Annotated in this window: 24 protein-coding genes and 1 pseudogene; 7 read left to right on the top strand and 18 right to left on the bottom strand. The window is 31.8% G+C overall.

Annotated features, from left to right (window positions below):
• Nucleotides 1–147: 147 nt before the first annotated feature.
• On the top strand, nucleotides 148–669 hold the full coding sequence (locus tag IDG45_RS08500) for a DUF2529 domain-containing protein (RefSeq protein WP_000036005.1): 522 nt from the start codon (nucleotides 148–150) through the stop codon (nucleotides 667–669).
• A gap of 108 nt (nucleotides 670–777) precedes the next feature.
• Here the strand turns inward: IDG45_RS08500 and pyrG are convergent, their stop codons facing one another.
• The 3 genes from pyrG to IDG45_RS08515 all read right to left on the bottom strand — a co-directional run bounded on the left by pyrG (nucleotide 778) and on the right by IDG45_RS08515 (nucleotide 4,226).
• Complete coding sequence (gene pyrG, locus IDG45_RS08505) at nucleotides 778–2,388, bottom strand: CTP synthase (RefSeq protein WP_000159962.1); 1,611 nt, start codon at nucleotides 2,386–2,388, stop codon at nucleotides 778–780.
• 335 nt (nucleotides 2,389–2,723) lie between these two features.
• Entirely contained in the window at nucleotides 2,724–3,254 is a 531-nt protein-coding gene (rpoE, locus tag IDG45_RS08510; RefSeq protein ID WP_000701488.1) for a DNA-directed RNA polymerase subunit delta, read from the bottom strand.
• Nucleotides 3,255–3,365: 111 nt separating this feature from the next.
• Nucleotides 3,366–4,226: a GNAT family N-acetyltransferase gene (locus IDG45_RS08515; RefSeq protein WP_001040744.1), complete on the bottom strand. Its 861-nt coding sequence runs from the start codon at nucleotides 4,224–4,226 to the stop codon at nucleotides 3,366–3,368.
• 422 nt (nucleotides 4,227–4,648) lie between these two features.
• Between IDG45_RS08515 and coaW the strand changes: the two genes are divergently transcribed.
• On the top strand, nucleotides 4,649–5,452 hold the full coding sequence (gene coaW / locus IDG45_RS08520) for a type II pantothenate kinase (protein WP_000862728.1): 804 nt from the start codon (nucleotides 4,649–4,651) through the stop codon (nucleotides 5,450–5,452).
• A gap of 129 nt (nucleotides 5,453–5,581) precedes the next feature.
• On the opposite strand, the gene IDG45_RS08525 is transcribed toward coaW, so the two are convergent.
• From IDG45_RS08525 to IDG45_RS08535, 3 genes are all read right to left on the bottom strand, one after another.
• Nucleotides 5,582–6,253: a DUF2750 domain-containing protein gene (locus tag IDG45_RS08525; protein ID WP_000120549.1), complete on the bottom strand. Its 672-nt coding sequence runs from the start codon at nucleotides 6,251–6,253 to the stop codon at nucleotides 5,582–5,584.
• A 398-nt stretch (nucleotides 6,254–6,651) separates the two neighbouring features.
• Complete coding sequence (ldmS, locus tag IDG45_RS08530) at nucleotides 6,652–7,845, bottom strand: L-aspartate--L-methionine ligase LdmS (RefSeq protein WP_000183713.1); 1,194 nt, start codon at nucleotides 7,843–7,845, stop codon at nucleotides 6,652–6,654.
• A complete protein-coding gene (locus IDG45_RS08535) occupies nucleotides 7,845–9,029 on the bottom strand; it encodes a M20 family metallopeptidase (protein ID WP_206171592.1) in 1,185 nt (394 codons plus the stop codon). The genes ldmS and IDG45_RS08535 overlap by 1 nt, the downstream gene beginning before the upstream one ends.
• Before the next feature lie 309 nt (nucleotides 9,030–9,338).
• Between IDG45_RS08535 and IDG45_RS08540 the strand changes: the two genes are divergently transcribed.
• Nucleotides 9,339–9,809 (top strand): S-ribosylhomocysteine lyase, encoded by a 471-nt coding sequence (locus tag IDG45_RS08540; RefSeq protein ID WP_000164421.1) that lies wholly within the window; start codon nucleotides 9,339–9,341, stop codon nucleotides 9,807–9,809.
• Between the two features lie 152 nt (nucleotides 9,810–9,961).
• On the opposite strand, the gene IDG45_RS08545 is transcribed toward IDG45_RS08540, so the two are convergent.
• The 3 genes from IDG45_RS08545 to deoC all read right to left on the bottom strand — a co-directional run bounded on the left by IDG45_RS08545 (nucleotide 9,962) and on the right by deoC (nucleotide 12,569).
• Nucleotides 9,962–10,312: a DoxX family protein gene (locus tag IDG45_RS08545; RefSeq protein WP_001024034.1), complete on the bottom strand. Its 351-nt coding sequence runs from the start codon at nucleotides 10,310–10,312 to the stop codon at nucleotides 9,962–9,964.
• A gap of 13 nt (nucleotides 10,313–10,325) precedes the next feature.
• Entirely contained in the window at nucleotides 10,326–11,627 is a 1,302-nt protein-coding gene (locus IDG45_RS08550) for a pyrimidine-nucleoside phosphorylase (RefSeq protein WP_001242306.1), read from the bottom strand.
• Nucleotides 11,628–11,906: 279 nt separating this feature from the next.
• Nucleotides 11,907–12,569: a deoxyribose-phosphate aldolase gene (gene deoC / locus IDG45_RS08555; protein WP_001083326.1), complete on the bottom strand. Its 663-nt coding sequence runs from the start codon at nucleotides 12,567–12,569 to the stop codon at nucleotides 11,907–11,909.
• A 313-nt stretch (nucleotides 12,570–12,882) separates the two neighbouring features.
• On the opposite strand from deoC, the gene deoD reads away from it, so the two are divergent.
• The gene (gene deoD / locus IDG45_RS08560) at nucleotides 12,883–13,593 is read left to right on the top strand and encodes a purine-nucleoside phosphorylase (protein ID WP_000160304.1); all 711 of its coding nucleotides are present in this window, start codon (nucleotides 12,883–12,885) and stop codon (nucleotides 13,591–13,593) included.
• 120 nt (nucleotides 13,594–13,713) lie between these two features.
• On the opposite strand, the gene IDG45_RS08565 is transcribed toward deoD, so the two are convergent.
• From IDG45_RS08565 to IDG45_RS08590, 6 genes are all read right to left on the bottom strand, one after another.
• Nucleotides 13,714–14,157 (bottom strand): Dps family protein, encoded by a 444-nt coding sequence (locus IDG45_RS08565; protein WP_000070865.1) that lies wholly within the window; start codon nucleotides 14,155–14,157, stop codon nucleotides 13,714–13,716.
• Between the two features lie 199 nt (nucleotides 14,158–14,356).
• Complete coding sequence (locus IDG45_RS08570; RefSeq protein WP_001123308.1) at nucleotides 14,357–14,770, bottom strand: thiol-disulfide oxidoreductase DCC family protein; 414 nt, start codon at nucleotides 14,768–14,770, stop codon at nucleotides 14,357–14,359.
• A 457-nt stretch (nucleotides 14,771–15,227) separates the two neighbouring features.
• Nucleotides 15,228–16,601, bottom strand: a complete 1,374-nt coding sequence (locus IDG45_RS08575) for an EVE domain-containing protein (RefSeq protein ID WP_000123394.1) — start codon at nucleotides 16,599–16,601, stop codon at nucleotides 15,228–15,230.
• A gap of 679 nt (nucleotides 16,602–17,280) precedes the next feature.
• Nucleotides 17,281–17,505, bottom strand: coding sequence for a hypothetical protein (locus IDG45_RS08580; protein WP_111063879.1), 225 nt, complete (start codon nucleotides 17,503–17,505; stop codon nucleotides 17,281–17,283).
• 30 nt (nucleotides 17,506–17,535) lie between these two features.
• Nucleotides 17,536–18,474 (bottom strand): type I phosphomannose isomerase catalytic subunit, encoded by a 939-nt coding sequence (locus IDG45_RS08585; RefSeq protein WP_001127957.1) that lies wholly within the window; start codon nucleotides 18,472–18,474, stop codon nucleotides 17,536–17,538.
• 434 nt (nucleotides 18,475–18,908) lie between these two features.
• Nucleotides 18,909–19,574, bottom strand: a complete 666-nt coding sequence (locus IDG45_RS08590) for an SDR family oxidoreductase (protein ID WP_001024091.1) — start codon at nucleotides 19,572–19,574, stop codon at nucleotides 18,909–18,911.
• A gap of 151 nt (nucleotides 19,575–19,725) precedes the next feature.
• On the opposite strand from IDG45_RS08590, the gene czrA reads away from it, so the two are divergent.
• The 3 genes from czrA (at nucleotide 19,726) to IDG45_RS08605 (ending at nucleotide 22,385) form a co-directional block, all read left to right on the top strand.
• A complete protein-coding gene (gene czrA / locus IDG45_RS08595) occupies nucleotides 19,726–20,046 on the top strand; it encodes a Zn(II)-responsive metalloregulatory transcriptional repressor CzrA (RefSeq protein WP_000003759.1) in 321 nt (106 codons plus the stop codon).
• Nucleotide 20,047: 1 nt separating this feature from the next.
• A complete protein-coding gene (czrB, locus tag IDG45_RS08600; RefSeq protein ID WP_000019739.1) occupies nucleotides 20,048–21,028 on the top strand; it encodes a CDF family zinc efflux transporter CzrB in 981 nt (326 codons plus the stop codon).
• Nucleotides 21,029–21,293: 265 nt separating this feature from the next.
• On the top strand, nucleotides 21,294–22,385 hold the full coding sequence (locus IDG45_RS08605) for a hypothetical protein (RefSeq protein WP_000495694.1): 1,092 nt from the start codon (nucleotides 21,294–21,296) through the stop codon (nucleotides 22,383–22,385).
• 505 nt (nucleotides 22,386–22,890) lie between these two features.
• Here the strand turns inward: IDG45_RS08605 and IDG45_RS08610 are convergent.
• From IDG45_RS08610 to IDG45_RS08620, 3 genes and pseudogenes are all read right to left on the bottom strand, one after another.
• Nucleotides 22,891–22,995, bottom strand: coding sequence for a hypothetical protein (locus tag IDG45_RS08610; protein ID WP_001802298.1), 105 nt, complete (start codon nucleotides 22,993–22,995; stop codon nucleotides 22,891–22,893).
• Nucleotides 22,996–23,155: 160 nt separating this feature from the next.
• Nucleotides 23,156–23,596, bottom strand: a pseudogene (locus IDG45_RS08615) (recombinase family protein).
• Nucleotides 23,597–23,702: 106 nt separating this feature from the next.
• Nucleotides 23,703–24,830, bottom strand: a complete 1,128-nt coding sequence (locus tag IDG45_RS08620) for an SAP domain-containing protein (RefSeq protein ID WP_000115558.1) — start codon at nucleotides 24,828–24,830, stop codon at nucleotides 23,703–23,705.
• Nucleotides 24,831–25,552 lie beyond the last annotated feature (722 nt).

The following is a 25,552-nucleotide window of genomic DNA, read 5'->3' on the forward strand; positions in this document are numbered from 1 at the left end:
ATTGAAATACTGCAGATTAAATGTGTATTTTTTGAAAAATGCGATAGTTATACTAAATGCAAACGTATACATTTTTATACAATTTAAGCCGTTGCATAATATGTAGTCATTAATTACAATATTTTATAAGTAGATTGGAGGATAAAGATGTCAAAAATCTTAAACACACAACTAATAGGTATCTTTAATAGGCTAGAAAAACAATCTTTAGAAATTCAAATGGCCGCCCAATGTTTAATTCAAGCAATTGGTGGCGAAGGTTATGTTTATGTAAAAGGTTATGATGATTTACAGTTTTTCGAAAGTTTCATTCTACATAGTGATGAGCGTTTAAAATCTAGCCGAAAACTTGACGCTATTAAAGACTTCAAAGAAATTGACTCAACTGATCGTGTATTATTATTCGCACCATTTTATAATGATCAAGTTGCATTAGATATTCAAAAACTTATCGACTTAGATATCGATGTGGTCTTAATAAGCAACAAACCTAAAACAGATGATTTCCCTGATCATCTCGTACATTTTATCGATTTATCTACACCAAGACCTATAGTCTATACTGAAGATTACGATAAGATTGTCCAGCCACATGCGATGGCATTGAATTATGTATACTATGACATTTATACACAAATGATTGAAATGACAAGAGACTTAGAATTATAAAAGTCACTATTGTTATTTAATACCTTGTCACTAACATAATATTAAAATTATACGAAAAATCGGTACTTTCAATGTTTAACAATGAAAGTACCGGTTTTATTAGCAAATTTATTTATTTTGTTGATATTTTAATGAAGCTTCAATAAATGATTTAAAAATCGGGTGCGGACGATTTGGTCTAGATAAGAATTCTGGGTGGAATTGACAAGCAATAAAGAAATCATTTGTCGGAATCTCTACCATTTCTACTAAACGTCCATCTGGACTTGTACCAGAAATCACCATACCATTCGCTTCTAATTGTTCTCTATAGTCATTGTTAAATTCATAACGATGACGATGTCTTTCTTCAATTTCCGCTTTACCATAAACATCTTGTACCAATGTGCCTTCTTTAATTGAACATGGATATAAGCCTAAGCGTAATGTACCACCTAAATCTTCGATATCTTTTTGTTCTGGTAATAAATCTATAATTGGGTATGGTGTTGCAGGGTCTAATTCAGCTGAATGTGCGCCTTCAAGGCCTAATACGTTTCTCGAAAATTCAACTGTTGCAAGTTGCATTCCTAAACAAATACCAAAGAATGGTACATTGTTTTCTCTAGCATACTTAATTGCACTAATTTTACCTTCACTTGCACGGAAACCAAATCCACCTGGTACTAAAATACCGTCGACATCTGCAAGGTATTCGGCCGCATTTTCATCTGTAACTTCACTTGAATCAATCCATCTAATATCAATATCTTTAGCGAAAGGATATCCGGCATGTTTTAATGATTCAACTACAGATAAGTATGCATCTTGTAAGCTAACATACTTACCAACTAAACCAATTGTAATTTTACCATCTAAATTATTAACGATATCTAACAACTGTTTCCATTCATCAAGCTGTGTTTCATATTTCGCGTTTAATTGTAAACGTTTAATAACGATATCATCCATATTTTGTTGGCTTAATTGTAATGGAATTTCGTATAAAGAGTCTGCATCACGACATTCAATAACACTTTCTTTATTAATGTCACAGAATAATGCAATTTTATCTTTTAAATCTTGTGTCATTTCATATTCAGTTCTTACAACGATTAAGTCTGGTTGAATACCTAAGCCTCGTAATTCTTTAACACTATGTTGTGTTGGCTTCGTTTTCATTTCTCCAGCAGCTTTAATATAAGGTAATAGTGTACAGTGAACATACATAACGTTTTCTCTACCTAAATCGCTACGAATTTGACGAATCGCTTCAATAAACGGTAATGACTCAATATCACCTGTTGTACCGCCAATTTCAGTGATAACAACGTCTGCATTCGTACTTTCCCCTGCAAGTAATAAACGTTCTTTAATTTCATTTGTGATATGCGGAATAACTTGAACTGTTCCGCCTAAGTAATCACCACGACGTTCTTTTTTCAATACGTGTGAATACACTTTACCGGCTGTTACATTTGAAAACTTGTTTAAATTAATATCAATAAATCTTTCGTAATGTCCTAAGTCTAGGTCAGTTTCTGCACCATCATCCGTTACGAATACTTCACCATGTTGATAAGGACTCATTGTACCTGGGTCAACATTTAAGTATGGATCGAATTTTTGAATTGTTACATTTAGACCTCTATCTTTTAATAATCTACCTAGAGAAGATGCTGTAATACCCTTCCCTAATGATGAAACTACGCCACCTGTTACAAAAATAAATTTTGTCATGTCCTGACCTCCTAATTATTAAAGGGAATGCTTCCTCATCGTTTGTAAAAATAACGTAAAACATAACATTAAAGTAAGCTCATTCAAGTTGTTTATTTGTCGAATTCGACAAAATTAAATTCTGTTTACTTACCGTTTCCATACTGCTATGTCACTATGTATATCATTTACAACTTTGATTATTGCGTTATCATTTCTTGATTTACTCAATTAAATAAAAAAACGCTCCCTCTCACAAATTTTGTAAGGGGAGCGTATAAATTTTATACACGTGTCCTATTTAAAGGAGCCCGAATAAAATTTTATCATCTTTCAACTAAAAGTCAAACAAAAAATTATGCTTTGAAGTCTTCTTCGTCTTCAAAATCTTCTTCGTCTTCATCTAGTTCATCTTCATCTTCTTCAATGACTATATCCGAATGATTGATTTCTTCTTCAACTTGCTCATCTTCAGGATCATTTAATTCTTCTTGATCATCAGTTTGAGCTGGAATATCGTCATCATCATCCATTTCATCTTCACCCAATAATTTTAAGTTTTGATCTTCTTCATCATCGGCGTCTAAAATATCAAATTTTTGAATTGTTGGTGCAATTTTCTCTTCGATATCATCTACTGAGTACCAGTCACGTAATCCCCATAAGTTTTCACCAACATTTAAAAAACGTCCATCTGTATTTAAATCTGTGTAAAATTGTACAACACGAGTTTCAATTTCCTCATACTCATAATCACCTAATGCTCTAAATTCATCGATGATATCATATAAGTTCATTGTTTCACCTTTATCATTCAATAATGTATAAGCCATATCAATAAATGATTTTTCATCAACCATTTGTTTTGTATAATCTTGAATTTTCATTGCCCAATACTTCCTTTCGAAGGATATAATCTAAATTTATACGTCTGAATTCATTTATATATAGTAACAAAACTAAATTATAAATGACAATATCATATTTCGCAATCACTGTTAGTAATTTAAATATTTTTCGAAAACGACATAATCATCAGTTTGTTCGATTTCAACGAAATTACTATTTAGACATAATGGTTTAAAATCATTATTCTCTCCAAACAGAATCATCGTAATCACATTAAGGTTGTCATAGTTTTTTCTTAAGTAAGTAGGCAATTGTCGAAGCGCACTTGAACCAATACCATTAAAGCGATATGATTTATCCACTTCAATAGCAGCAATGTTCATGCGTTCACCAATCTGCTCCAATGCGATAAAACCAACCTTTTGGCCATCAATCATTAAATTAATGATATGTACATTGGTCACTTCTGAACGACTTTCTTCTTCAAGCTTTAATGACGAAACATGTTTTGAATCTAAGTCCAAGTAATATAATCGTTCTTTGCCAATTGGTCCTTCTTCTTTAGTCGCTGTATGCATGAATCCAGCACGTTCGTATAGGTTCCAAGCATTGTCATTTTCAGCATCTACTACTAGATATAGATGATTAAAATCAGGAAATACACCTTGAACATATTGTGGCAATGACATCATTATTTTCGTGCCATATCCAAAACCTTGATATTTTTCATTAATCGATAATGAACGAATATAAACGACATTTTCAGGTGTATCATAACCTTCATGCTGATAGTAACGATGTAATACAAAAAAGCCCACCACTTCATTTTTATCGTTTATTGCTACGTTAGCAATCCTATCAGCATCATTAATTGCATCATCAATAACTTCTTTAGGTAAAGATGAATATATTTGTTGTCTTTCATTCAATTCAAAATCATTAATTGCTGAACGATATTGTTCATCAAATGCTTTTAAAGTGATACCTTCAAAACAAAGTTCTTTAGCCATATATTTAACCCCTATCTTTTTATATATGAAGCATGAATCCCCGTATTATTTTACCTATTATTTCACTACGATACCATTATTTACTCTAAGTTAAATAAATTACTTATTTATATTTTTGCAAATTTTAAAATTAATGTGCTATTCCTCATTATTTATCATTTTAATCAAAGACTTACAAATACACTGCGTACGAACTACTTTTAATATTACGTCACTAACTAACAATCCTACACAACTTCAAAATTCCTAGAAAATAATATATAACGTAACGTCCACGTTTGTAATACATTAATTGCGATACGCTTACAATGTTGAAATACAATGACATCAAATTTGTTAATAATTACTATTATTACTTGTTTTTTAGTCATTTTACTATACTATTATTTAAGGATAGACATTAATAATGAGGTGGGAATCTTATGAAAGTTGGCATTGACGCTGGCGGTACACTAATTAAAATCGTTCAAGAGCAAGATAACCAACGTACTTTTAAAACTGAATTAACTAAAAATATTGATCAAGTTGTGGAATGGTTAAACCAACAGCAAATTGAAAAATTATGCTTAACTGGAGGTAATGCAGGTGTCATTGCTGAAAACATCAACATTCCTGCACAAATTTTTGTAGAGTTTGATGCTGCATCTCAAGGACTAGGTATTTTATTAAAAGAGCAAGGCCATGACTTAGCAGATTATATTTTTGCAAATGTTGGTACCGGTACGTCACTACATTATTTCGACGGTCAATCACAACGTCGTGTAGGCGGTATCGGTACAGGTGGTGGCATGATTCAAGGACTCGGTTATTTACTAAGTCAAATCACTGATTATAAACAGTTAACTGACATGGCACAACACGGTGATCGTAACACTATCGATTTAAAGGTTAGACATATTTATAAAGATACCGAACCACCCATTCCCGGTGATTTAACAGCAGCTAATTTTGGTCATGTACTACATCATTTAGATGCTGATTTTACACCTAGCAATAAATTAGCAGCCGTTATTGGTGTCGTTGGCGAAGTTGTTACGACAATGGCCATTACTGTTGCACGTGAATTTAAAACTGAAAATATCGTTTATATCGGTTCTTCATTTCATAATAACGCTTTATTACGTAAAGTTGTGGAAGATTACACTGTGTTACGCGGTTGCAAACCGTACTATGTTGAAAACGGCGCATTTTCAGGTGCTATTGGTGCATTATATTTAGGAAAATAGAAAAAGACCATTTATATGAGCGTTGTTTTAAATAAACGCTATATAAATGGCCTTTTATTTTATGGTCTACGTGTTTTGAATACGTATTGTTCCATTTATTATCACTTAATTACTTACATCTCAATTGAATTAAAATGTAAGTTCATTAGACAATTTTTGCGCTGAAACAATTGTACCAACCACGCCAGTTTTTAAATCTATCGCAACGGCTTTATGATCATCTCTAAGTTCATCTAGCCATTCTCCAAAAACAGAACCTTCAATCGTAATTAAATCACACTCTTCAAAATCTTCATCTCGAACTTTTAACGCTCTGTTTTTAATACTCCATACAGGCATAATATGCGGCTTTTTTTCGTCGCTATCATTTTCACTAATGAGAATAAACTGCTTACTTCCTTTTTTAGTTAAGCCGTATACTTCATCATATTTCGCTACATCTTGGACAAATTCTTTGATTCTAATTTTATCTAATTCCGTCATCACTTCTTGTGTAACAGCTACAACGTTTAGTAGATGCCCTTCTTCTTCCATTGTTTGATTCATAATAATATGGTCTTGTTCATCAAACAATTCATCTAATTCATAAGTAGCAAAACGATCAACGTCCATTTTTACAACTTTATCAAATGGAATATCACGACTTGTTAAAAATGATACGGCCACACTTTCTTCTGTCCAAACGCCTACATACGCTTCACTTTTATAATTTAGGCGTACTAGTTTTTTATTTTTAGAGGCGAAATAAATACATTCATTTATTAATATATCTCTAAAGAATGGATATGCTTTATAAGACATGCTTGACCCTCACTTTTTAAAATATGTCATACATAAAATAGTAAATGACTCCAACAAGATAGTCAATTAGACATATTATGAATTCAATTTAATGTCATGTTTTTCATTTTAAAAATTCAATAGCATTAAATTTTACGTATACACAAATTCGGTCTATAACACGAAACATATCTAGTTACTAAAAATTTCAAAACGATAACCTTTAATATACCTTTATCAACAAAATGGCAACTCTTATAACATAGTGAAATAAAAGTCGCCATTTAATATTAGTATTACAAAGTATTGTCATATCATAAATTTAATTACTGTTGACTAGAATCGAAAAAAGCTTGTTACAATCGCATATTCAGTCAACTACTGGCAACATAACATTGTAGCGCCTTATGTTCCGAACTCTAATAGTGTTCAAGTTCAGCTAAAAATGCGCGTTCATTCTCCAGTACTGTTTCTTTTGAATCTCCATGCCAAATACAGCCAAACCTTGATTTAACTTTATCTTCACCGTACCAATCACCATCATAATAAGATAACGGGTATAAACTACCTGCTTTGACATATTTCAAAATCGTATTGAAGAAATGTGTGTTATCACCTTTTGAATGATAACTATAAAACTTTTGATATCCTGAATTCAACTCGTTAGCAAGTAATAACATGCTAGTTGAACCATTTTGTCTAAAGTTTAAATCAATCGCATAAACGTTATCATCCTCATCGACGAGTAAGTCAAAACCAGCCACACCAAAGAATCCTTGATTCACACCGATTTCCATAATTTGTCTACCTGCTTTTATAACGTGCTCTGGTACATTAGTAGTATTTTCATTTCCGTTATAAAATCCGTACTTATCCGTTAATTGCGTTGCCGCACCAAGATATTGAATGCCTAGCGATTCCGAGTATGCAAACTGAACGCAATAATTCGCTTTTTCTTCAATCTTCTGTTCGATAATAAGCGAATTCGTTTCAGCAGTTGCCTCTTTAATACGCGTTATCGCTTTTTGTAAATCTGCATCATGATAACAAATCATAACGCCATAGCCACCTGCTGTCGGAAGATCATCTCCCGGCTTAATTACAAACGGGAATTCCCAATTCTTAATCTCGTTTTCGAATTGCTCAATTTTTACAACTTTTCTTTTTGGTAAAAACTTCCCATTTGTCCATTCAGGTATTCTTGCTTTATTATTTAAAGCAACAAATAACGTTTTATCTAATGCATAATATTGCTGATTCAAGATTGTTTCATCATGAATATATTGAAAATAAATCTTTTTATTTTCCTTATGTGCCAATTGTTTAATCAAGTTTTCGTAAGACTGCTGATTGTTAAATGTATAAATTGAGTTCGGTACATCCTTACCAATAACTTGAAATAGCTGATGCAATTTGTCTGTCGCACTAGCTTCGTGAACAATAACAGGTAATTGATTTGCTATTAATAACTCCCTACCAGTTAAAAAATTAGATTGATGTTCGTCCGGTTTCAACCATGGATTCGATATATACGAAGGTCTTGACGTATAGACAACATCTTTGTCATATAAATCACTTAACGTTAAGTTCGGCTCATTACCATTATTTGTCATTACTTCCCATTCCCTTTCAAATGCCCATGCTCTTCAATAATGTCTTGATAAACGTCTTGATTTGTAATTAACTCTAACCCCATCAACGCCATTATTTTAGCACCTTTAATTAATGCTTCATCACCATGTACACTCGCAGCTGCTTCTCTAAATCTATGCGTATGTCCTACTAAATTACGTGATCCTATTTTAATATGAGGATGTATTGTTGGCACAACATGACTTACGTTCCCTGTATCCGTAGAGCCATAACCAAAATCATCATCAATAACTGCTTCACCAACTTCTTCAGCATATTTAGCAAATAAATCATCTAATTTCGGCGTTTTAATAAATTCATTCACACCGTTTTGAATTGGACCAAATTCATAATCACAACCAGTCTGTATCGCAGCTCCACGTGCGATTTGATTTACTTTTTCTGTTAATATATCCAATTCTTTACGCGTCATTGCTCTAGTATAAAAACGAGCATGTGTATAGTCTGGAATAATATTAGCTGCTTTCCCGCCATCTAAAATCACACCATGCACACGTTGATCTTTTTTAATATGTTGTCGTAGTTGTGCTACACCATTAAAATAACTAATCATAGCGTCTAATGCATTTAACGCTTCATCTGCATTTTCAGAGGCATGAGCACTTTTTCCGTAAAATTTAACATCTAAAACATCCACTGCCAAAGTATCAATCGTTTTATAAGTTTCATTTCCCGGATGAATCATTAAGGCAATGTCTATTTGATCAATCACACCAGCCTTGACATAAGAAGCTTTAGCGCTACCATTTTCCCCACCTTCTTCAGCTGGACATCCGAGAACGACTACTTTACCACCAATTTGGTCAATCACTTGCTTCAAACCAATTGCACCAAGCACACTTGCAGTTCCAATGATATTATGACCACAAGCATGACCCAATCCTGGCAAAGCATCGTATTCTGCTAAAAAACCTATAGCTGGCCCGTCAAGACCCGAATCATATGTCGCTATAAACCCAGTTGCATGCCCAGCAATCTCGGTTTCAATTTCAAATTCATGTTCTTTCAAACAATCTATTAAAGTTCGAGACGCAAATATTTCTTCATTACCAAGTTCAGGACGTTCATGAATTCTATGACTGATTTCGATATAACTATATTTATTTGTTTCTATATAATCGAGAATTTGTTGTTTTTCACTCATTTTTTCTATCTCCCTTTTACCCTACACTCATTTTAATCATCCACAATATTTTGTTCTTTCAAAATGAATTATTACTTATTCTATCGGTTTTATCTCATGATGTCATCTAATTTTTCTTTATTTACAAAATTTTCTAATAACTAAAAGCCTTTCATAAATTTATAAAACAGTTTCAAATTGTAAAACATAAGCCCTATTGTTACAATTTAAGTATTGTTAGAAACGCAACTTGCAACAAATTTAAATTTAATAATGTACCAAATCATAAGCGTTTTATAGTTTTGAGTAGTTAATAGGAGGAAATTTAAAATGACAAAAATGAATGTTGAAAGTTTCAATTTAGATCATACTAAAGTGGTTGCCCCATTTATTAGATTAGCGGGAACGATGGAAGGATTAAACGGAGATGTCATTCACAAATATGACATTCGTTTCAAACAACCAAACAAAGAACATATGGATATGCCCGGATTGCATTCATTAGAACATTTAATGGCTGAAAATATTAGAAATCATAGTGACAAAGTCGTTGATTTAAGTCCTATGGGTTGCCAAACTGGTTTCTATGTATCATTTATTAATCATGATAATTATGATGATGTATTAAATATTGTTGAAGCAACTTTAAATGATGTGCTAAATGCTACTGAAGTGCCTGCTTGTAATGAAGTACAATGTGGCTGGGCAGCAAGTCATTCATTAGAAGGTGCTAAAACTATCGCTCAAGCATTTCTAGACAAACGAAACGAATGGCATGATGTTTTCGGTACAGGAAAATAAATCTTAGTCAATCAAGTTAATCAGAAAAGCAGTCGAACAATGATGTTACAATCGCCATTGTCCAACTGCTTTTTATTATGCTTCAAAGTCAAAAAAATCGAACAAATGAAAAAGTAAAATCTTTAACATTTGTCCGATTTATTTAAGAACCACTATAATTTCTTAATTAGTCCCATTAACACGAACTGCATAGGTAACCTTAAATATAGTTGCCATGTTGGCAATTGTTTATCTCCTAAAGGTAACTTTTTAACTGCCATATAGATATTAGCTGGGAATACAGCTAGCAAGAATAGATTGATTGTATTTTTCAAGCATTGAGATGGTTTTTTAATTAAAAGTGCAAGCCCAAATAATATCTCAAAGATTCCTGTAACAAGAACCGCTGTTTTTCGAAGCGGCAAACATTTCGGTATGATATTTCTAAATTGTCGTTCTCGTGTAAAATGCAATACACCTATTACACTAAAACCTATACCTAATAAATATCTTAGTATGTTCAATCAGCTTCAACTCCTACTCTGTAATGATTTTATGAATTAATGTAGGCGATACAACATGATCAGCAATTGTTATGCTTGAATCTAATTTTTTAACAACATCGTCTACATCTTGGCGATTACTGTGAATCGTTAATAATGATTCTCCTTCTTCTACTTTATCACCAATTTTTTTATTTAAAACAATACCAACCGCTAAATCAATATCATCCTCTTTTGTTAAACGTCCCGCTCCTAACATCATCGAAGCGACACCTATATCGTTAGAGACTAACTCAGTCACATAACCTGATTTTTTAGCTTTATATTCGATTTGATATTGAGCTTGTGGCAAACGCTCTGGATGGTCAATAACTGTTTCGTCGCCACCTTGGTTTTTAATAAATGTTTTGAATTTTTCTAATGCTGCACCTGAATCAATTGCCTCAATTAGCAACGCTCTCGCTTCTTCAAGCGTTTCAGCTTTGTTTGCAAGTACAACCATTTGAGAACCTAATGTTAATACAAGTTCTGTTAAATCTTTCGGACCTTGTCCTTTCAACGTATCAATTGCTTCTTGTAACTCAAGCGCATTGCCAATCGCACGTCCAAGTGGCTGATTCATATCAGAAATAATCGCCATCGTATTACGTCCCACATTATTACCAATACGTACCATTGCGTGCGCTAATGCTTCAGCATCTTCTAATGTTTTCATAAATGCACCGCTACCAGTTTTTACATCTAATACAATTGCATCTGCACCAGCGGCAATCTTTTTACTCATAATTGAAGAGGCAATTAATGGTATTGAATTGACAGTACCAGTAACATCCCTTAAGGCATATAATTTTTTATCTGCAGGAGTTAAATTTCCTGATTGTCCTACAACTGCCACTTTATTTTCATTAACCAATTTCACAAATGTTGCTTCATCTATTTCAACATGAAAACCATCAATTGCTTCTAATTTATCAATTGTACCACCTGTATGACCTAATCCACGCCCACTCATTTTTGCAACAGGAACATCTACAGCTGCTACTAATGGTGCTAAAACCAATGTAGTTGTATCTCCTACACCACCTGTTGAGTGCTTATCTACTTTGACACCTTTAATATCACTCAAATCTATCATATCACCAGAATTAACCATAGCCATCGTTAATGCTGCACGCTCATCATCATTCATATCTTGGAAATAAATCGCCATTGCTAAACTTGATGCTTGGTAATCAGGAATATCCCCTTTAACATAGCCGTCAATAAAGAAATTAATTTCTTCCGTTGTTAGTGTATGACCGTCACGCTTTTTCTCAATAATGTCTATCATTCTCATTTTTATCATCCTTTTCTTAAAAAGCTTAGGACAAAGCATCTGCGCTTTCTCTAGTCCATTTTTAAAAGCACAAGCGAAAATTATTATAGCAAGCTATCGATTTCATTTTTAAAAGCACAATTTCAATGCGATGTTATTATTCTTAAATAGATTGGTTATAACGTCAAAGTCCCTACTAAATTATCTTAGAATCATCATGGCATTTATGATGTCTTAAAGTTGATATCGACATACTTATATATGGTTACGATGTCCCATGCTTACATATTTTTTATAAAATTAGTAATCTGAATCTGCTTCTAAACCTTGCATAATTTGAACGCCTGCACTCGCACCAATACGTGTCGCACCTGCTTCAACCATTTTATTGAAATCTTCTAAATTACGTACGCCACCTGATGCTTTTACTTCTACATCAGCACCTACTGTATCTTTCATTAATTTAACGTCTTCTGCAGTCGCACCGCCACCTGCAAAACCTGTTGAAGTTTTAACGAAGTCCGCACCAGCCGCTTTTGTTAATTCACTGGCTTTTACGATTTCGTCATGGTTCAACAATACCGTCTCAATAATCACTTTTACCGTGTGACCTTTCGCAGCTTTCACCACTGCTTCAATGTCTTGTTGTACATCATCAAAACGTCCATCTTTTAATGCGCCGATGTTGATGACCATATCAATTTCATCTGCACCATTTTGAATCGCATCTTCTGTTTCAAATGCTTTCGTTGCAGTTGTCGACGCACCTAATGGGAATCCTATTACCGTACAAACTAGCACCTCTGAATCAGCTAGTCGCTCTGCTGCATATTTAACATGCGTTGGATTCACACATACAGATTTAAAATTGTATGCTTTCGCTTCATCGATGATTTGATCGATTTGCGTACGTGTTGACTCAGGCTTCAGTAAAGTGTGATCAATCAATTTTGCACTATTCATTTTCTATCTCCTCCTTTATGGTTGATTATAAAAATACGGTTGTAAATTAGTTGATTGAGCGTCAGGTTCATTTAAATATCAGGTTAGATGTCCGCTTTTATGTAACCGCATACATATACTATTACATTAATTCATTTCCCATAAACAAACAATACAATTGAACATGATATCTTCATTATGAACGATGACTTGCCAACAAGCTAATCAGGATTATATTTTTATAATTCTTTAATTCTATAGTACAAAAATTCGCAAAAAAGGGAAACAAATGTTATCTTAAAACTATTAATGAATATTAAGGAGAAGATAACAAATGACAAAAGGTACACCACATATTCAACCAAATGGAGTAAAAATTGCTAAAACAGTATTAATGCCTGGCGATCCGCTACGCGCAAAATATATTGCTGATAATTTTTTAGAAAATGTTGAACAATTTAACGATGTACGTAACATGTTTGGTTACACTGGTACATATAAAGGTAAAGAAGTTTCTGTAATGGGTTCTGGTATGGGTATTCCAAGTATCGGTATTTACTCATATGAGTTATACAACTTCTTTGATGTAGATACAATCATTCGTATCGGTTCTTGTGGCGCATTACAAGAAAATGTTAACTTATACGATGTTATTATTGCACAAGCTGCATCAACTAATTCAAATTATGTAGATCAATACAATATTCCAGGTCATTTCGCGCCTATCGCTGACTTCGAATTAGTAACTAAAGCTAAAAATGTCGCTGACCAAATCGGTGCTACTACACACGTAGGTAACGTATTATCTTCTGATACATTTTACAATGCCGATCCAACATTCAATGATGCTTGGAAAAAAATGGGTATTTTAGGTATCGAAATGGAATCAGCTGGTTTATATTTAAATGCGATTCATGCTGGTAAAAAAGCACTTGGTATTTTCACAGTAAGTGATCATATTTTACGTGACGAAGCTACTACACCTGAGGAACGTCAAAATTCATTTACACAAATGATGGAAATCGCTTTAGAAATCGCAGAGTAACTTATTTAATTTGACTTTAATTGCTCTTTAACAATGCGATTAAACTCAAAAAGCCAACACATTCTGGGCGTATCCCCATTTATGTGTTGGCTTTTATTTATATTATTACTTATCTGTAGATTAGCTTAAGTAAGATTTAAACATCCAATTATGTTTATCTACTGATGTTTGCATACCTATAAACATATCTTCTGATACATCATCGCCAGCATTACCAGCAATTTCAATCGCTTTTTCTAATTGTTTTGAGATATTAGTAAAATCTTGAGATAATTCTTCAACCATTTGTTCTGCAGAGTAACCTTTCGCAGCTTCTTTAACAATTGATTGCTCTAAGCATTCAGTTAATGTACCTACAGGGTTTCCTCCTACCGCTAAAATTCTTTCAGCTAATTCGTCTACATATTGACTTGCTTCATTATATAATTCTTCAAATTTAACGTGTAATGAGAAGAAGTTAGGTCCTTTCACATACCAGTGGAAATTATGTAGCTTTGTATAAGCTACTGTCCAGTTTGCTACTTGTTGATTCAATTCTTTTACAACATCTTGTTGATTACTCATATTTAATACACTCCTTAAAATTGTCTACGTCTTGCTTGTTTATATTAATTATTATATTATAATGATTCTAATCTGTAAAGCGTTTTTACTCTCTTTTTTATAATTATTCTAATCTAATTGTAAAGTGTTTCGCTTTTCAAATGCCTAAATTTTAATCCATCATCTAGTATATCTATTATCAATTAGCAAGTATGTTTTATCAATCAGTAAGTTTTACTTTCGCATTATCATCTAAAAAGAACGATTTTTCATAATCATTTGGTTGGTGCCATGTTGTTTTCCACATTCTATTTCTATTATTAGCAAACATTCGATAACCGAAATTACGGACTGGTTTAGGTACAAGCCATAAACCTATGCCCAATAATTTAGTTCGATTAGGTAGTGATGTGATTAGTTGAATAATCGCCTGCGATTCAAAATATATACGATCACCTTTCTGTAAAATCACACTATTTTTATTTGCCGCTTCTGGATGTTGTTTAAAAAATTGTTGTCCAACTTCACCTTTTAACGTGGCAAATTGATAATTTCTTGGTAGGTCATGTTGAATTAACCAAATGACATAGTTATAACAATATATACAGTTTCCATCATAATATACGATTGGCATAATTTATTCGCTCCTTCAATAGTACTTATAGTCATTTTTCCTAATTTAAAAACATTTAAACAAGGTTGTCACTTGATAAGTCCTCACGACACGAAATTGCCATAAAGTTTATTTTTCAGTTTTATATTTATTGTATAATGTATTTTTTATTTACTTTAAATTTCTCAATCTACAGTGTAATATTATTTCTTATTATCAACTTAGCGTTTGGTCATTCGTCTTATTCAACATACCACTGGAAAACTCATATAAAGTTTTAATTCAGTAACATAAATTCATTTATATTCATATACTGTCTTTATTATTTATTAAAATAAAAACGAGTAATCTATCATAAGCTCTTAATTAGCTCTTATGGTTGATTACCCGTCATTTTTTCTTTATACGGTTATTCAAATATGCAATTATGCAATTTTTAATCCTATCCTTACTTCTTTTCAAAAACTACCATATATCATTAGTCATGTTTGACTTTGACTATACGTGTGTATTTTAAAAACTGCTCTGAATATTTCTCCTTAATTTCCTCTAAACTGTCATATGTAATACCTACAATATGCCAATTAGGATTGAAATAATAGAAAGAATCTTTTTGTCGTGACCATTTAATCATATTACCGTCTTTATTATAACGTGGTAATGTTACCTCATAGCCTTCTAACACATTAATATACGTTTGGAAAATGTCTGTATCTATACGATTAAAATTATCAATAACTAAATAACTTTTATCCTTTTTCGGCATTAATTGAGTAATAAATCCTTCACGATAGTATAATGCCCCTGTTTCATTTGGTAAATACTTGCCATAAAGCATATCTTCTGAAAAATCAGGATGACCTGTTGTTATAACAGGATTTGCATTCGCTTTTTGCAATAAGTCATTAGCCGCTTTTAAGCCTTCTTCTTTTCGATCTACAACAAGTAAAATAAATGGCTTTAACGCTTCTTCTTTTTCACTTTCAAGCATATCTGGTTTTTGAACCATTTCAAATGGAGATTTCAATCCATTATTATCGCTCATTTCAATAATTGCATCATACTGTGCTTGTGACATACTTGCAATAGCCTGTTTTGCATTTTCTTGTAGGAAATATAAGTTTTTCAATTTAGGATGCTTATTTAATGTACTTAATGTAATCGGCGTAATGTCTTTCTCATAAGACACTTCAATCACTGTACTATTTGTTCTACCAGGAATTGGTGGTTTTTCATGAATATGCTTTGATACTTCTCCAATTCCAACGACAGATTGATTTTTCGTTCGATTATAAAAAATAATATTGTCGCCTTCTTCTAACTGAGTATAAAAATGATAACCATTACGTTTAATACCGTTGTACGTGTGCGTATAAATCGTATATTGGTTTCCAGGTTCAAATTCTTCAGTTTCAGCTAAAAAGAAATAACGTGGTATCTTAATTTCGCCTTTACCAAGACCACTTATTAAATCAAACTCTTCTGCATTGATTTGGTTGAACAATGTCTCTTTCATATTACTCATACGAAATTCCAAAGCTTCACTACGCTTTAGATAATCTGCTGTTAATGGTTTCAATTGTTCATTAAAACGAAACTGTACACGTATTTTATTTTGTGCACCTGTTTCAACACTAATAATTTCACCACATCCAAGTAGTCCAGTATCCGTCTGAACTTGATAAAAGATGACTTGATCTCCTACTTTAGCCTTTTTAAACGCTCTAAATCCTTGAGATGGGTTAAAATGTGCGCCTGATTCAAATAAAGCTGTTTGTCCTACTAACGGTTCATTATGATTCCAACGGTTATATCCACAATTCAACCAAAAATAATTCGTTTCTGCTGTCATCTTAATACTCCTTAACCTGAATAAATTTTAGAAACACTATGAATTACATTCTTTTAGTGTTTCTTATGCAGTTGGGCACGTATGCGATCAACTGTATCCCCTTTGTTCACTGCGATTTTAATCGCATTTCCTATAACATTGTAGCGCCTAGGGCATTAATTTACGTCCCAGACCCTTATCATTTTCACTTCTAAGTAAGTCGAACTATTTTGCTTTACAACAAGTGCGACTCTATATACAGTTGGACACACACATACGAGCAACTGTATACCTTTTAATCAGTTTTCTATATTTTATTTATTATATCTGTCTTAATGATAAAAATTGTTACAAACAGTTTAACATATTTAGCTACCTATTTTGCACATAAAAAACATGCTTGCATACACTATGCAATAAAAATTACAAATTTATATATAATACCACTATGCTTGCTTATCTCTATAGCGCCATTGATACACATTTTCAACTATCTATACTGCCGTTAGAATTTTATCATGTCTTAATTTTCATTAAATATTAATTACTTCATTTTATATAAACCAACAAAAACCCCCTCACTACTATGCAAGTGAGAGGTTATGTTGATGTGCTTTATTTTCATCAATGTCATTAACACAATCATATTTCTTCTGTTAATGCACTGTACTATATTCAAACGCGCTATCGACAATTAATTTCAAGCTACAAAGGTACCGCATAATGGCAGCACATTAATTAACAATGCGCTAAACTTTAATGAGGCGCTGATTTGCTTGTCTTTAAAAGTCAACATAGCACTGATAATTCCTAAAATAGCCACTATACGTGGAATTGTCATACTCGGATACTGCGGTATATGTAAGAAAGCACCAAGACCTGCTATCACACTACATACTAACGCAATATATAGAAATTGCTTCAAATCATTCACTCCTAAATTGTTATTACACTATTACACATAGCTAATCATCAATGTGAAATCACCTTCAAAGACACTATCCAAATCTTCAGAAGTCAAAATAAAGTTTGTACCAGTAGTCAGTTTGAAAATTTCACCATCGACAATCATTTGCCCTTCACCTTCCAACACTGTAACTAAACAGAACTCTCTAGGCTTCATATAATTTAACGTGCCAGAAATTTCCCATTTAACCAATGTAAAGAAATCATTCGATACAATGTGTGTACACTTATGGTTTTCAATAATTTCACTTTCAGGCAAAATATTAGGTAATGGTGCATTGTACTGAATAACGTCTAAAGCTTTTTCAATATTTAACGGTCTATCATTATATTGATTATCTTGACGATTGAAATCATAAAGTCTATATGTAATGTCTGACGATTGCATCGTTTCGTATGCTAATATTCCTGAAGAAATAGTATGTACTGTTCCTGCTGGAATAAAATAGAATTCTCCAGGTTTTACTTTAATATATCTAAGTATGGACTCTATCGTTCCGCGTTGAACATGATTCGCAACTTCTTCTCTAGACTCTGCTAATGTCCCTATAACTATTTCTGCATCTTCTTCTGCATCTATAATATACCAACATTCAGATTTGCCATATTGCCCATTTTCATGCTCATAAGCATAAGAATTATCAGGGTGCACATGAATAGAAAGTGATTCTCTTGCATCCACTATTTTAGTTAGAAGCGGAAAATCTTTGCTTGGGAAATCACCAAACAATTCACGATGTTCTGACCAAATACGGTCTAATGTTTGACCTTGATATGGTCCATTAATAATCTCGCTCTTACCATTTGGATGTGCTGACACACACCAACATTCCCCAGTTGTATCATTGTCTAATTGATATCCAAACTCACTTAGACGTTGACCGCCCCATAATTTTGTTTTTAAAATTGGTTGTAAAAATAATGGCATTGTTGCACCTCCATTGTGATTAAGTAAGCAATAGAACTCTGATGTTGTTGTTCCATTATATTTTGATTTTGTTCTCATTTACATCGTTTTATAAACTTCCACATTTCAAATTAACTATTAGTGATTGTACCATATTTACTAACATTGCAGTACTGCCAATTAAAGCGCTTCACTTAAATTTACAGTACTTTAACATTTTCAAAATTTTATAGCATAGAGATTATATCTCTCTTACATTTGTACATATTTCCCTTTAAATATACTCGCCCATTATACCAATTAATAAACAACTTTAATAGTTATGCCATACATTGTTCAAATTCTTTGTAAAACGCATAGACAATACGTACTTATTCATACTTATAATTTATTATTTTCAAAAAAATAACGAGTTACGAAAAGTAACCCGCTTCAAATCATATTTACTATCCTTATTAATCCGTTTCATTTTCAAATTGAGTTAAAGCATCTTTAATGTCCTGCTCACCACTAATAACTTGAAACTCTTGGTGATTAAAATGATTGGATGTGACAATTTCTTTTAATACTGTCGCAACATCTTCTCTAGGAATTTCACCTTTACCTTCAAAATATTGTGCAGCTTCTATCTTTCCAGATCCTGCTGCATTTGTAAGTGCCCCTGGATGTAAAATTGTATAATTTAAACCTGAACGTCTTAAATAGTCATCAGCGTAATGTTTAGCAATTGTATATGGCTTTAAATCACCGCTATCATCAAAAGCCTGACGTCTCGAATCATATGTTGAAACCATAACATAGTGTTTAATATTAGCCTCTTTACTCGCAATAATTGATTTAACAGCACCATCTAAATCGACAATAATTGTTTTATCTGCACCCGTATTCCCTCCAGAACCTACTGAAAAGATAACTTTATCGAATGGTTTAAACGTCTCAGTTAAAGTCTCTATTGAATCATTTTCAACATCAACAAGAATTGCTTTCATACCTTGTGATTTTAACGCATTAAGTTGATCGGATTGCCTAACACCTGCAGTAAATGGCACATTTTCTTTTGCTAATTGTTGCACTAGTAACGAACCTACACCGCCATTAGCACCTATAACCAAAATATTCATTTACAACACTCTCCTATTTATTATTCCCTATGCCATACCACTTTATGAGATATGTAAAACTTGTTACAACTATAAAAATCAATTGACATACTACTGGGAACGTATTAAATTAATATATGAATAAATATTCATATGAAAGGATTGTCATATAATGTCAGAACAATATTCAGAAATAAATACAGATACATTAGAACGCGTAACTGAAATTTTCAAGGCATTAGGCGATTACAATCGGATACGTATCATGGAATTGTTATCAGTCAGTGAAGCAAGTGTTGGTCACATTTCACATCAATTGAATTTATCTCAATCAAATGTCTCGCACCAATTAAAATTACTTAAAAGTGTGCATCTTGTGAAAGCAAAACGACAAGGCCAATCAATGATTTATTCATTAGATGACATCCACGTAGCAACTATGTTAAAGCAAGCCATACATCACGCGAATCATCCTAAAGAAAGTGGGTTATAATATGTCTCATTCACATCATCATCATGACCATATGCATAGTCATGTAACTACAAATAATAAGAAAGTATTGTTTATATCGTTTTTAATAATCGGTCTATATATGTTTATCGAAATCATCGGCGGTCTCCTTGCTAACAGTTTGGCATTATTATCTGACGGTATCCATATGTTTAGCGACACATTCTCATTAGGTGTTGCTTTAATCGCATTTATATATGCTGAAAAGAACGCCACAGCTACGAAAACATTTGGTTATAAACGTTTCGAAGTACTCGCAGCGTTATTTAATGGTGTAACGCTTTTTGTAATAAGTATTTTAATTGTTTTTGAAGCAATTAAACGATTCTTTGTTCCTTCTGAAGTTCAATCAAAAGAAATGTTAATCATTAGCATTATTGGTTTAATTGTCAATATCGTTGTTGCATTCTTTATGTTTAAAGGCGGCGACACTTCACACAATTTAAATATGCGCGGTGCTTTTCTACATGTTATCGGAGACTTATTAGGTTCAGTTGGCGCCATTACTGCAGCTATTTTAATTTGGGCATTTGGATGGACAATCGCCGATCCTATCGCAAGTATTTTAGTTTCCGTTATTATTTTAAAAAGTGCTTGGGGTATCACAAAATCTTCAATTAACATTTTAATGGAAGGCACACCAAGTGATGTTGATATAGATGAAGTTATAACTACTATTAAAAAGGATTCACGAATACAAAGTGTACATGATTGCCATGTTTGGACAATTTCAAATGATATGAATGCATTAAGTTGTCATGTTGTTGTAGACCATACATTGACAATGAAAGAATGTGAATTATTATTAGAAAACATTGAGCATGATTTATTACATTTAAATATCCACCATATGACTATTCAATTAGAAACGCCTAATCACAAACATGATGAATCGATTATATGTTCAGGAACACATAGTCATTCACATAACCATCATGCTCATCATCACGCGCATGTACATTAATAATTTTTACCTACTGCCATTGCATCGATAAAACTTTTCAATGGCAGTAGGTTTTTTATGTCTTTACGGAGACTTGTTTAGTCTTTGATGATACAATGTTTATTTACAAATTTTCAACTATTATTTCTTACATTAGTCATATTTTTGACAATTTACTATTATAATTCTCTAACTTTAGTCACTTTAATTAATTTTTATTAGATATTAATATGAAAATAACGTGTTTTTTGTTATTGTATTTATATGAAGAAAAGGAGGCACCACTTTGTTTACTTACTTTAAATCAGCATTAAAAAATGCTAAACCACAATTATTAATAACATTGATATATGCACTTATAGCATTTGCTGTAATTGCAGTTGTATATTTACTTGCTAATTTCCAGCTTGCTAAGTATGTACAAAATATTGCAATTTATTCACAATTTGGGCAAAAACCACCAGGAGATGTATATTTAAAAGTTATCGCTGTATTACTTATAGCAGCTATAGTTTCACTGTTCGTTTTAGTTCAAATTTTTATCGGAATTACAAATGTTATGAAACGAGCAATGAGTCATGAAAAAGTAAAATTTACCGATTTATTTATTGCATTTAAAAAAGGTATTTATTTAAAGAGCGTTCTGATCGGTCTTGTATCTATAGCAATGATTATCGTTCTATCACTTCTGACATCATTACTATACAAATTATTTTCTCCAGTATCAGAAATGATTATGAATTCAGTACAATCATCTTATGCAGATAGTACACACCTGATTGGTATTGCTATTACAACTCAAAGCATCATAATCATTGTTGTTTTATTGATTAAAGCAATTATTACTTGGTTATTGTTAATACCTATTTTCAACTTTATGACTAGTTTCGTTGAATCAACTAACGATAAAGTAAAAACACACTTAGCTAATGGATTTAAAGCAATGAAAAATGGCCAAAAAACATTTTTCAAATTTTTCATTGGAATACTATTATTAAACTTAATTATTATTTTATTTAAAACACCTGTTGGTTACTTGATTTCATTTAATACGCAATCACTATCTCAAAGTGTTGCAGAAAATATCATAAGAGTTTATACAGTAATGACAATCATTTTATTCGTTGTTATTCATGCAATCATTTTAATGGGTATCGTTCAATATTACTTAAAACGTGGTCAAAAAATTACTAAAGATAAAGTAAAAACAGCTGACAAGGATAATAAAGTTGTCACTGAACCAAAAAATACAAAAGTAGAAACTGATAAAGTGACAACATCTGTTGAAACAAAAACAGAAAAAGCACAAGATTCATTAAATGATAATACAACAAAAACAATGACTTCAGATAAACCAGAAGACAATCAACCAAAATAAATTTTAGAGCCCCTTACAACTTTAGTTGTTAGGGGCTCTTATGCATGCGCTTAGCGCAGGCGCTCCTATTTTTCAACTTTAGTTGTTAGGGGCTCTTATGCAGTTGATGCGTAGCATCCAACTGTGTTCCTCTATTTTACAACTTTAGTAGCTGATACCGAAATAACATGATGCTAATTTCATGGCATGCCGAAAAAATATATGAAGAGGTCTGCAGTGCTTTTTATATAGTCCGTGATTACATTCTATACTTTTTATTGTTTTTTGTTGTATTGATAGTTGGCTTTATTATTTCTGATTATGTTCAGAACTACAATTCATAAGAAAAATGTGTTAAAATATATTTGTAGTAAGTAGAAGTAAAAGATGAAAATCATTAACTCTTGAAACACAAAAAGGGCAACACTCGGAAACATGTTACCCTAATGAGCCCGTTAAAAAGACGGTGACCTTATATTTTATTTAAAAATAGCCTTCAAAAATGCCGGTCAAAGCGAATAGAAGGTTATTTTTTATGGTCTTGAGTACTAATCAATACTAAACCAATGATTGTTAATACAACCATCAGCATTTCAAAATCAGACATGCTAGTCCTTTCTAGGAGTAACAACTATAACCATAGGCATCACCCCTTTATTAAGAGATTAGCCACCATCTATCCAACTTGCTCAATAAATATTATAACATGCACACTTTTAAACAGTAATTCATAGTATAAGTTTTTTCATTTCTTAATCAACTCGATAAACAGTTGAGTGACATACCCTTGTCTAACTAGCTATTTCTTTCCCTGTTATCGTTTGTTCATCATATAAAAATTTAATTTCTCATTTTTTATTCTCTGGTAAAGAGGGGCGCCCGCTTTTTCGGCCTCTCGCTCTTGTTGCTGCTAAGTCTATTTTATACACTCACATAGTAAATTAACTTCTAATCCTGAAAAATGCACTCATCATCGTAAAAAACATTTTGCCCATTGTGTCTTTCGTTGAAATTTTCATGTTACTAATTTGTAAGTCAATTCCGTTATCATCGAATCATTGTGATAATTCAATTAATAGTTTTGTCGTTCTACCTAACCGATCAAGTTGATAGACAACTAATGTGTCGCTCTCTCGTAAATAATCTAAACACTTAACAAGCTCTGTACGTTTGACACCACTTATTCTTTCACTATATACACACCCACACCCAAATTCTGAATGTATATCAATTTATCCATCAGGCCTTTGATATTTCGTTGATACTCGTTCATAACCAATTTTAGCCACTTACATAACATCTCTTTTCAACATTTTATATTTAGTTATAAATCAAACCTCATTGTCGATTTTTTTGATTTTTTATTAATTTATCAAGGCTATCATCATCTAATACCAAATGAATTTCTCCATTTCGACTATCAATGGCAACACCTATTTTTGATTCTAGATTTTTCAAATAATTTATGTCAGTAATTATATACCTAGAAAGATATTCGTCTTCTTTTTTAAATTTTTCTTTATCAATTGTATATCCTTTCTCCAACATTTTTGATAACTCTATAAGCGTATTACTCCTACTTTCTTTTTTAACATAAGACACTACATAGTTAATGAACTTTTCAATCAATTGTTCTTCCAAATCACTATAATCTTGTGTGTCCTTTTTAAATAATTCAAACATAATATTATTGGATAAATTTTCATTATATATTAATCGCTCGTACATACCAGAAGCGCTAGAGTTGATAAATCTATTCAGATCGTTTTGTATTTCGTTCAAATCTATATTCCCTTTACTATCGTAATATGAATAATTACTCATTAATTTTTTTAAGAAATCTCTCAAACCAAAGTAAAGATAAATATTTGAATACTTTCTGGCATTATCGTAGTCTTTTACATCTCTTTTATAGTGATCTATCAACATATTCAATTCGAAATTATATCCATGATTAAAATCAAACTCGCCATTGTCATATTTTCTTTGAAATTCGAATTTGTATATTTCTGCAACTTTATCATCGCAATTTTCATCTATATAATTTTCAACCATATAATAAGCACGCTCAAGAGAAATTTTATAACTGTATATAAAAGATGTTAAGTACTCTGTTTTCTTTAAAATTTCTTCTCCTTTCTTAGTTGGTATATATACATATGGTAAATCTAAGTTATTAATAATATGAAAATTGTCGTCAATACGTTTAATTAAGTCAGGTTTATTACCTGTTGTTTTTATACCAAAACTTTTTAAAATACTTTGTAATTCAGGTCTTGTCTTTTTATATATACTAACTTCAAAATCATTAGTCGTTGTTAATAACTCAGCTTCAATTAATTTTTTTATTGAATTCATAATTTGAACATCATTATTAGCAAGGCACTTATTAGCAAATATCTCTTCTCCAACCAATCTATTTACATTATTGTGTAATACTAATAAATCACGTGCATTTACGCTCACTAGCTTTCATCTCCTCATTATTGCTTTTCAAATTATTAAGTATGAATTAAAAAAACATCCGTTCAAACAAAATCTCTATATTCTAATTCGATTTACATAGATTATACACTTAAAAATAATTCTCAATGCAAATGAATGTGTCTCTCATAGTCTAAAAACTCGTATGTTTCAAATTTTATGATTCATTGATAATAGTACCAGTTAAAAGAATTAAGATCGTAATTATCCCTCTTAAAATTCAAGAATATATTTTCTTAATCTATCAGCAAGAGGTTATATGTCAAAGTGTTTTTTAATAACATATAAAACGCTTTTTCATAATAATGTTAAATCATTAGAATGTATAATGATTACAATTAATAAAAATAGATAAAATGAAATAATGTTCCAAATACTTATTATTATTTATCACAAATTACATGCCCTCTACAACACTATATCAAGAATGATATTTATTTTATATACTGTTTCCTTACCCACATTATTCTGTTTAGTCATATTTAAAACACTAGTCTTGAATGTTATATTTACAAAAAACACTAAAACATTTAAAAATAACACTATTTATTTACTTTGTTCTTTTATAGCGTCGTTTATGTTTATTTTCTTGAATTCAGAAAATAGTATGGATATGATAATTTAATGTATATATATTTGAAGTATACTTTGGTGTAAATTGGATTGACGAAATTGGTAAAAGAACTGGTTGATTATATAGTGGA

This window comes from Staphylococcus sp. EG-SA-10 (assembly GCF_017151945.1).
Taxonomy (GTDB): Bacteria; Bacillota; Bacilli; order Staphylococcales; family Staphylococcaceae; genus Staphylococcus; species Staphylococcus aureus.

Coding starts and splice junctions, on each gene's coding strand:
- IDG45_RS08500 (WP_000036005.1), top strand. CDS start 148: ATGTCAAAAATCTTAAACACACAACTAATAGGTATCTTTAATAGGCTA.
- pyrG (WP_000159962.1), bottom strand. CDS start 2,388: ATGACAAAATTTATTTTTGTAACAGGTGGCGTAGTTTCATCATTAGGG.
- rpoE (WP_000701488.1), bottom strand. CDS start 3,254: ATGAAAATTCAAGATTATACAAAACAAATGGTTGATGAAAAATCATTT.
- IDG45_RS08515 (WP_001040744.1), bottom strand. CDS start 4,226: ATGGCTAAAGAACTTTGTTTTGAAGGTATCACTTTAAAAGCATTTGAT.
- coaW (WP_000862728.1), top strand. CDS start 4,649: ATGAAAGTTGGCATTGACGCTGGCGGTACACTAATTAAAATCGTTCAA.
- IDG45_RS08525 (WP_000120549.1), bottom strand. CDS start 6,253: ATGTCTTATAAAGCATATCCATTCTTTAGAGATATATTAATAAATGAA.
- ldmS (WP_000183713.1), bottom strand. CDS start 7,845: ATGACAAATAATGGTAATGAGCCGAACTTAACGTTAAGTGATTTATAT.
- IDG45_RS08535 (WP_206171592.1), bottom strand. CDS start 9,029: ATGAGTGAAAAACAACAAATTCTCGATTATATAGAAACAAATAAATAT.
- IDG45_RS08540 (WP_000164421.1), top strand. CDS start 9,339: ATGACAAAAATGAATGTTGAAAGTTTCAATTTAGATCATACTAAAGTG.
- IDG45_RS08550 (WP_001242306.1), bottom strand. CDS start 11,627: ATGAGAATGATAGACATTATTGAGAAAAAGCGTGACGGTCATACACTA.
- deoC (WP_001083326.1), bottom strand. CDS start 12,569: ATGAATAGTGCAAAATTGATTGATCACACTTTACTGAAGCCTGAGTCA.
- deoD (WP_000160304.1), top strand. CDS start 12,883: ATGACAAAAGGTACACCACATATTCAACCAAATGGAGTAAAAATTGCT.
- IDG45_RS08565 (WP_000070865.1), bottom strand. CDS start 14,157: ATGAGTAATCAACAAGATGTTGTAAAAGAATTGAATCAACAAGTAGCA.
- IDG45_RS08570 (WP_001123308.1), bottom strand. CDS start 14,770: ATGCCAATCGTATATTATGATGGAAACTGTATATATTGTTATAACTAT.
- IDG45_RS08575 (WP_000123394.1), bottom strand. CDS start 16,601: ATGACAGCAGAAACGAATTATTTTTGGTTGAATTGTGGATATAACCGT.
- IDG45_RS08585 (WP_001127957.1), bottom strand. CDS start 18,474: ATGCCATTATTTTTACAACCAATTTTAAAAACAAAATTATGGGGCGGT.
- IDG45_RS08590 (WP_001024091.1), bottom strand. CDS start 19,574: ATGAATATTTTGGTTATAGGTGCTAATGGCGGTGTAGGTTCGTTACTA.
- czrA (WP_000003759.1), top strand. CDS start 19,726: ATGTCAGAACAATATTCAGAAATAAATACAGATACATTAGAACGCGTA.
- czrB (WP_000019739.1), top strand. CDS start 20,048: ATGTCTCATTCACATCATCATCATGACCATATGCATAGTCATGTAACT.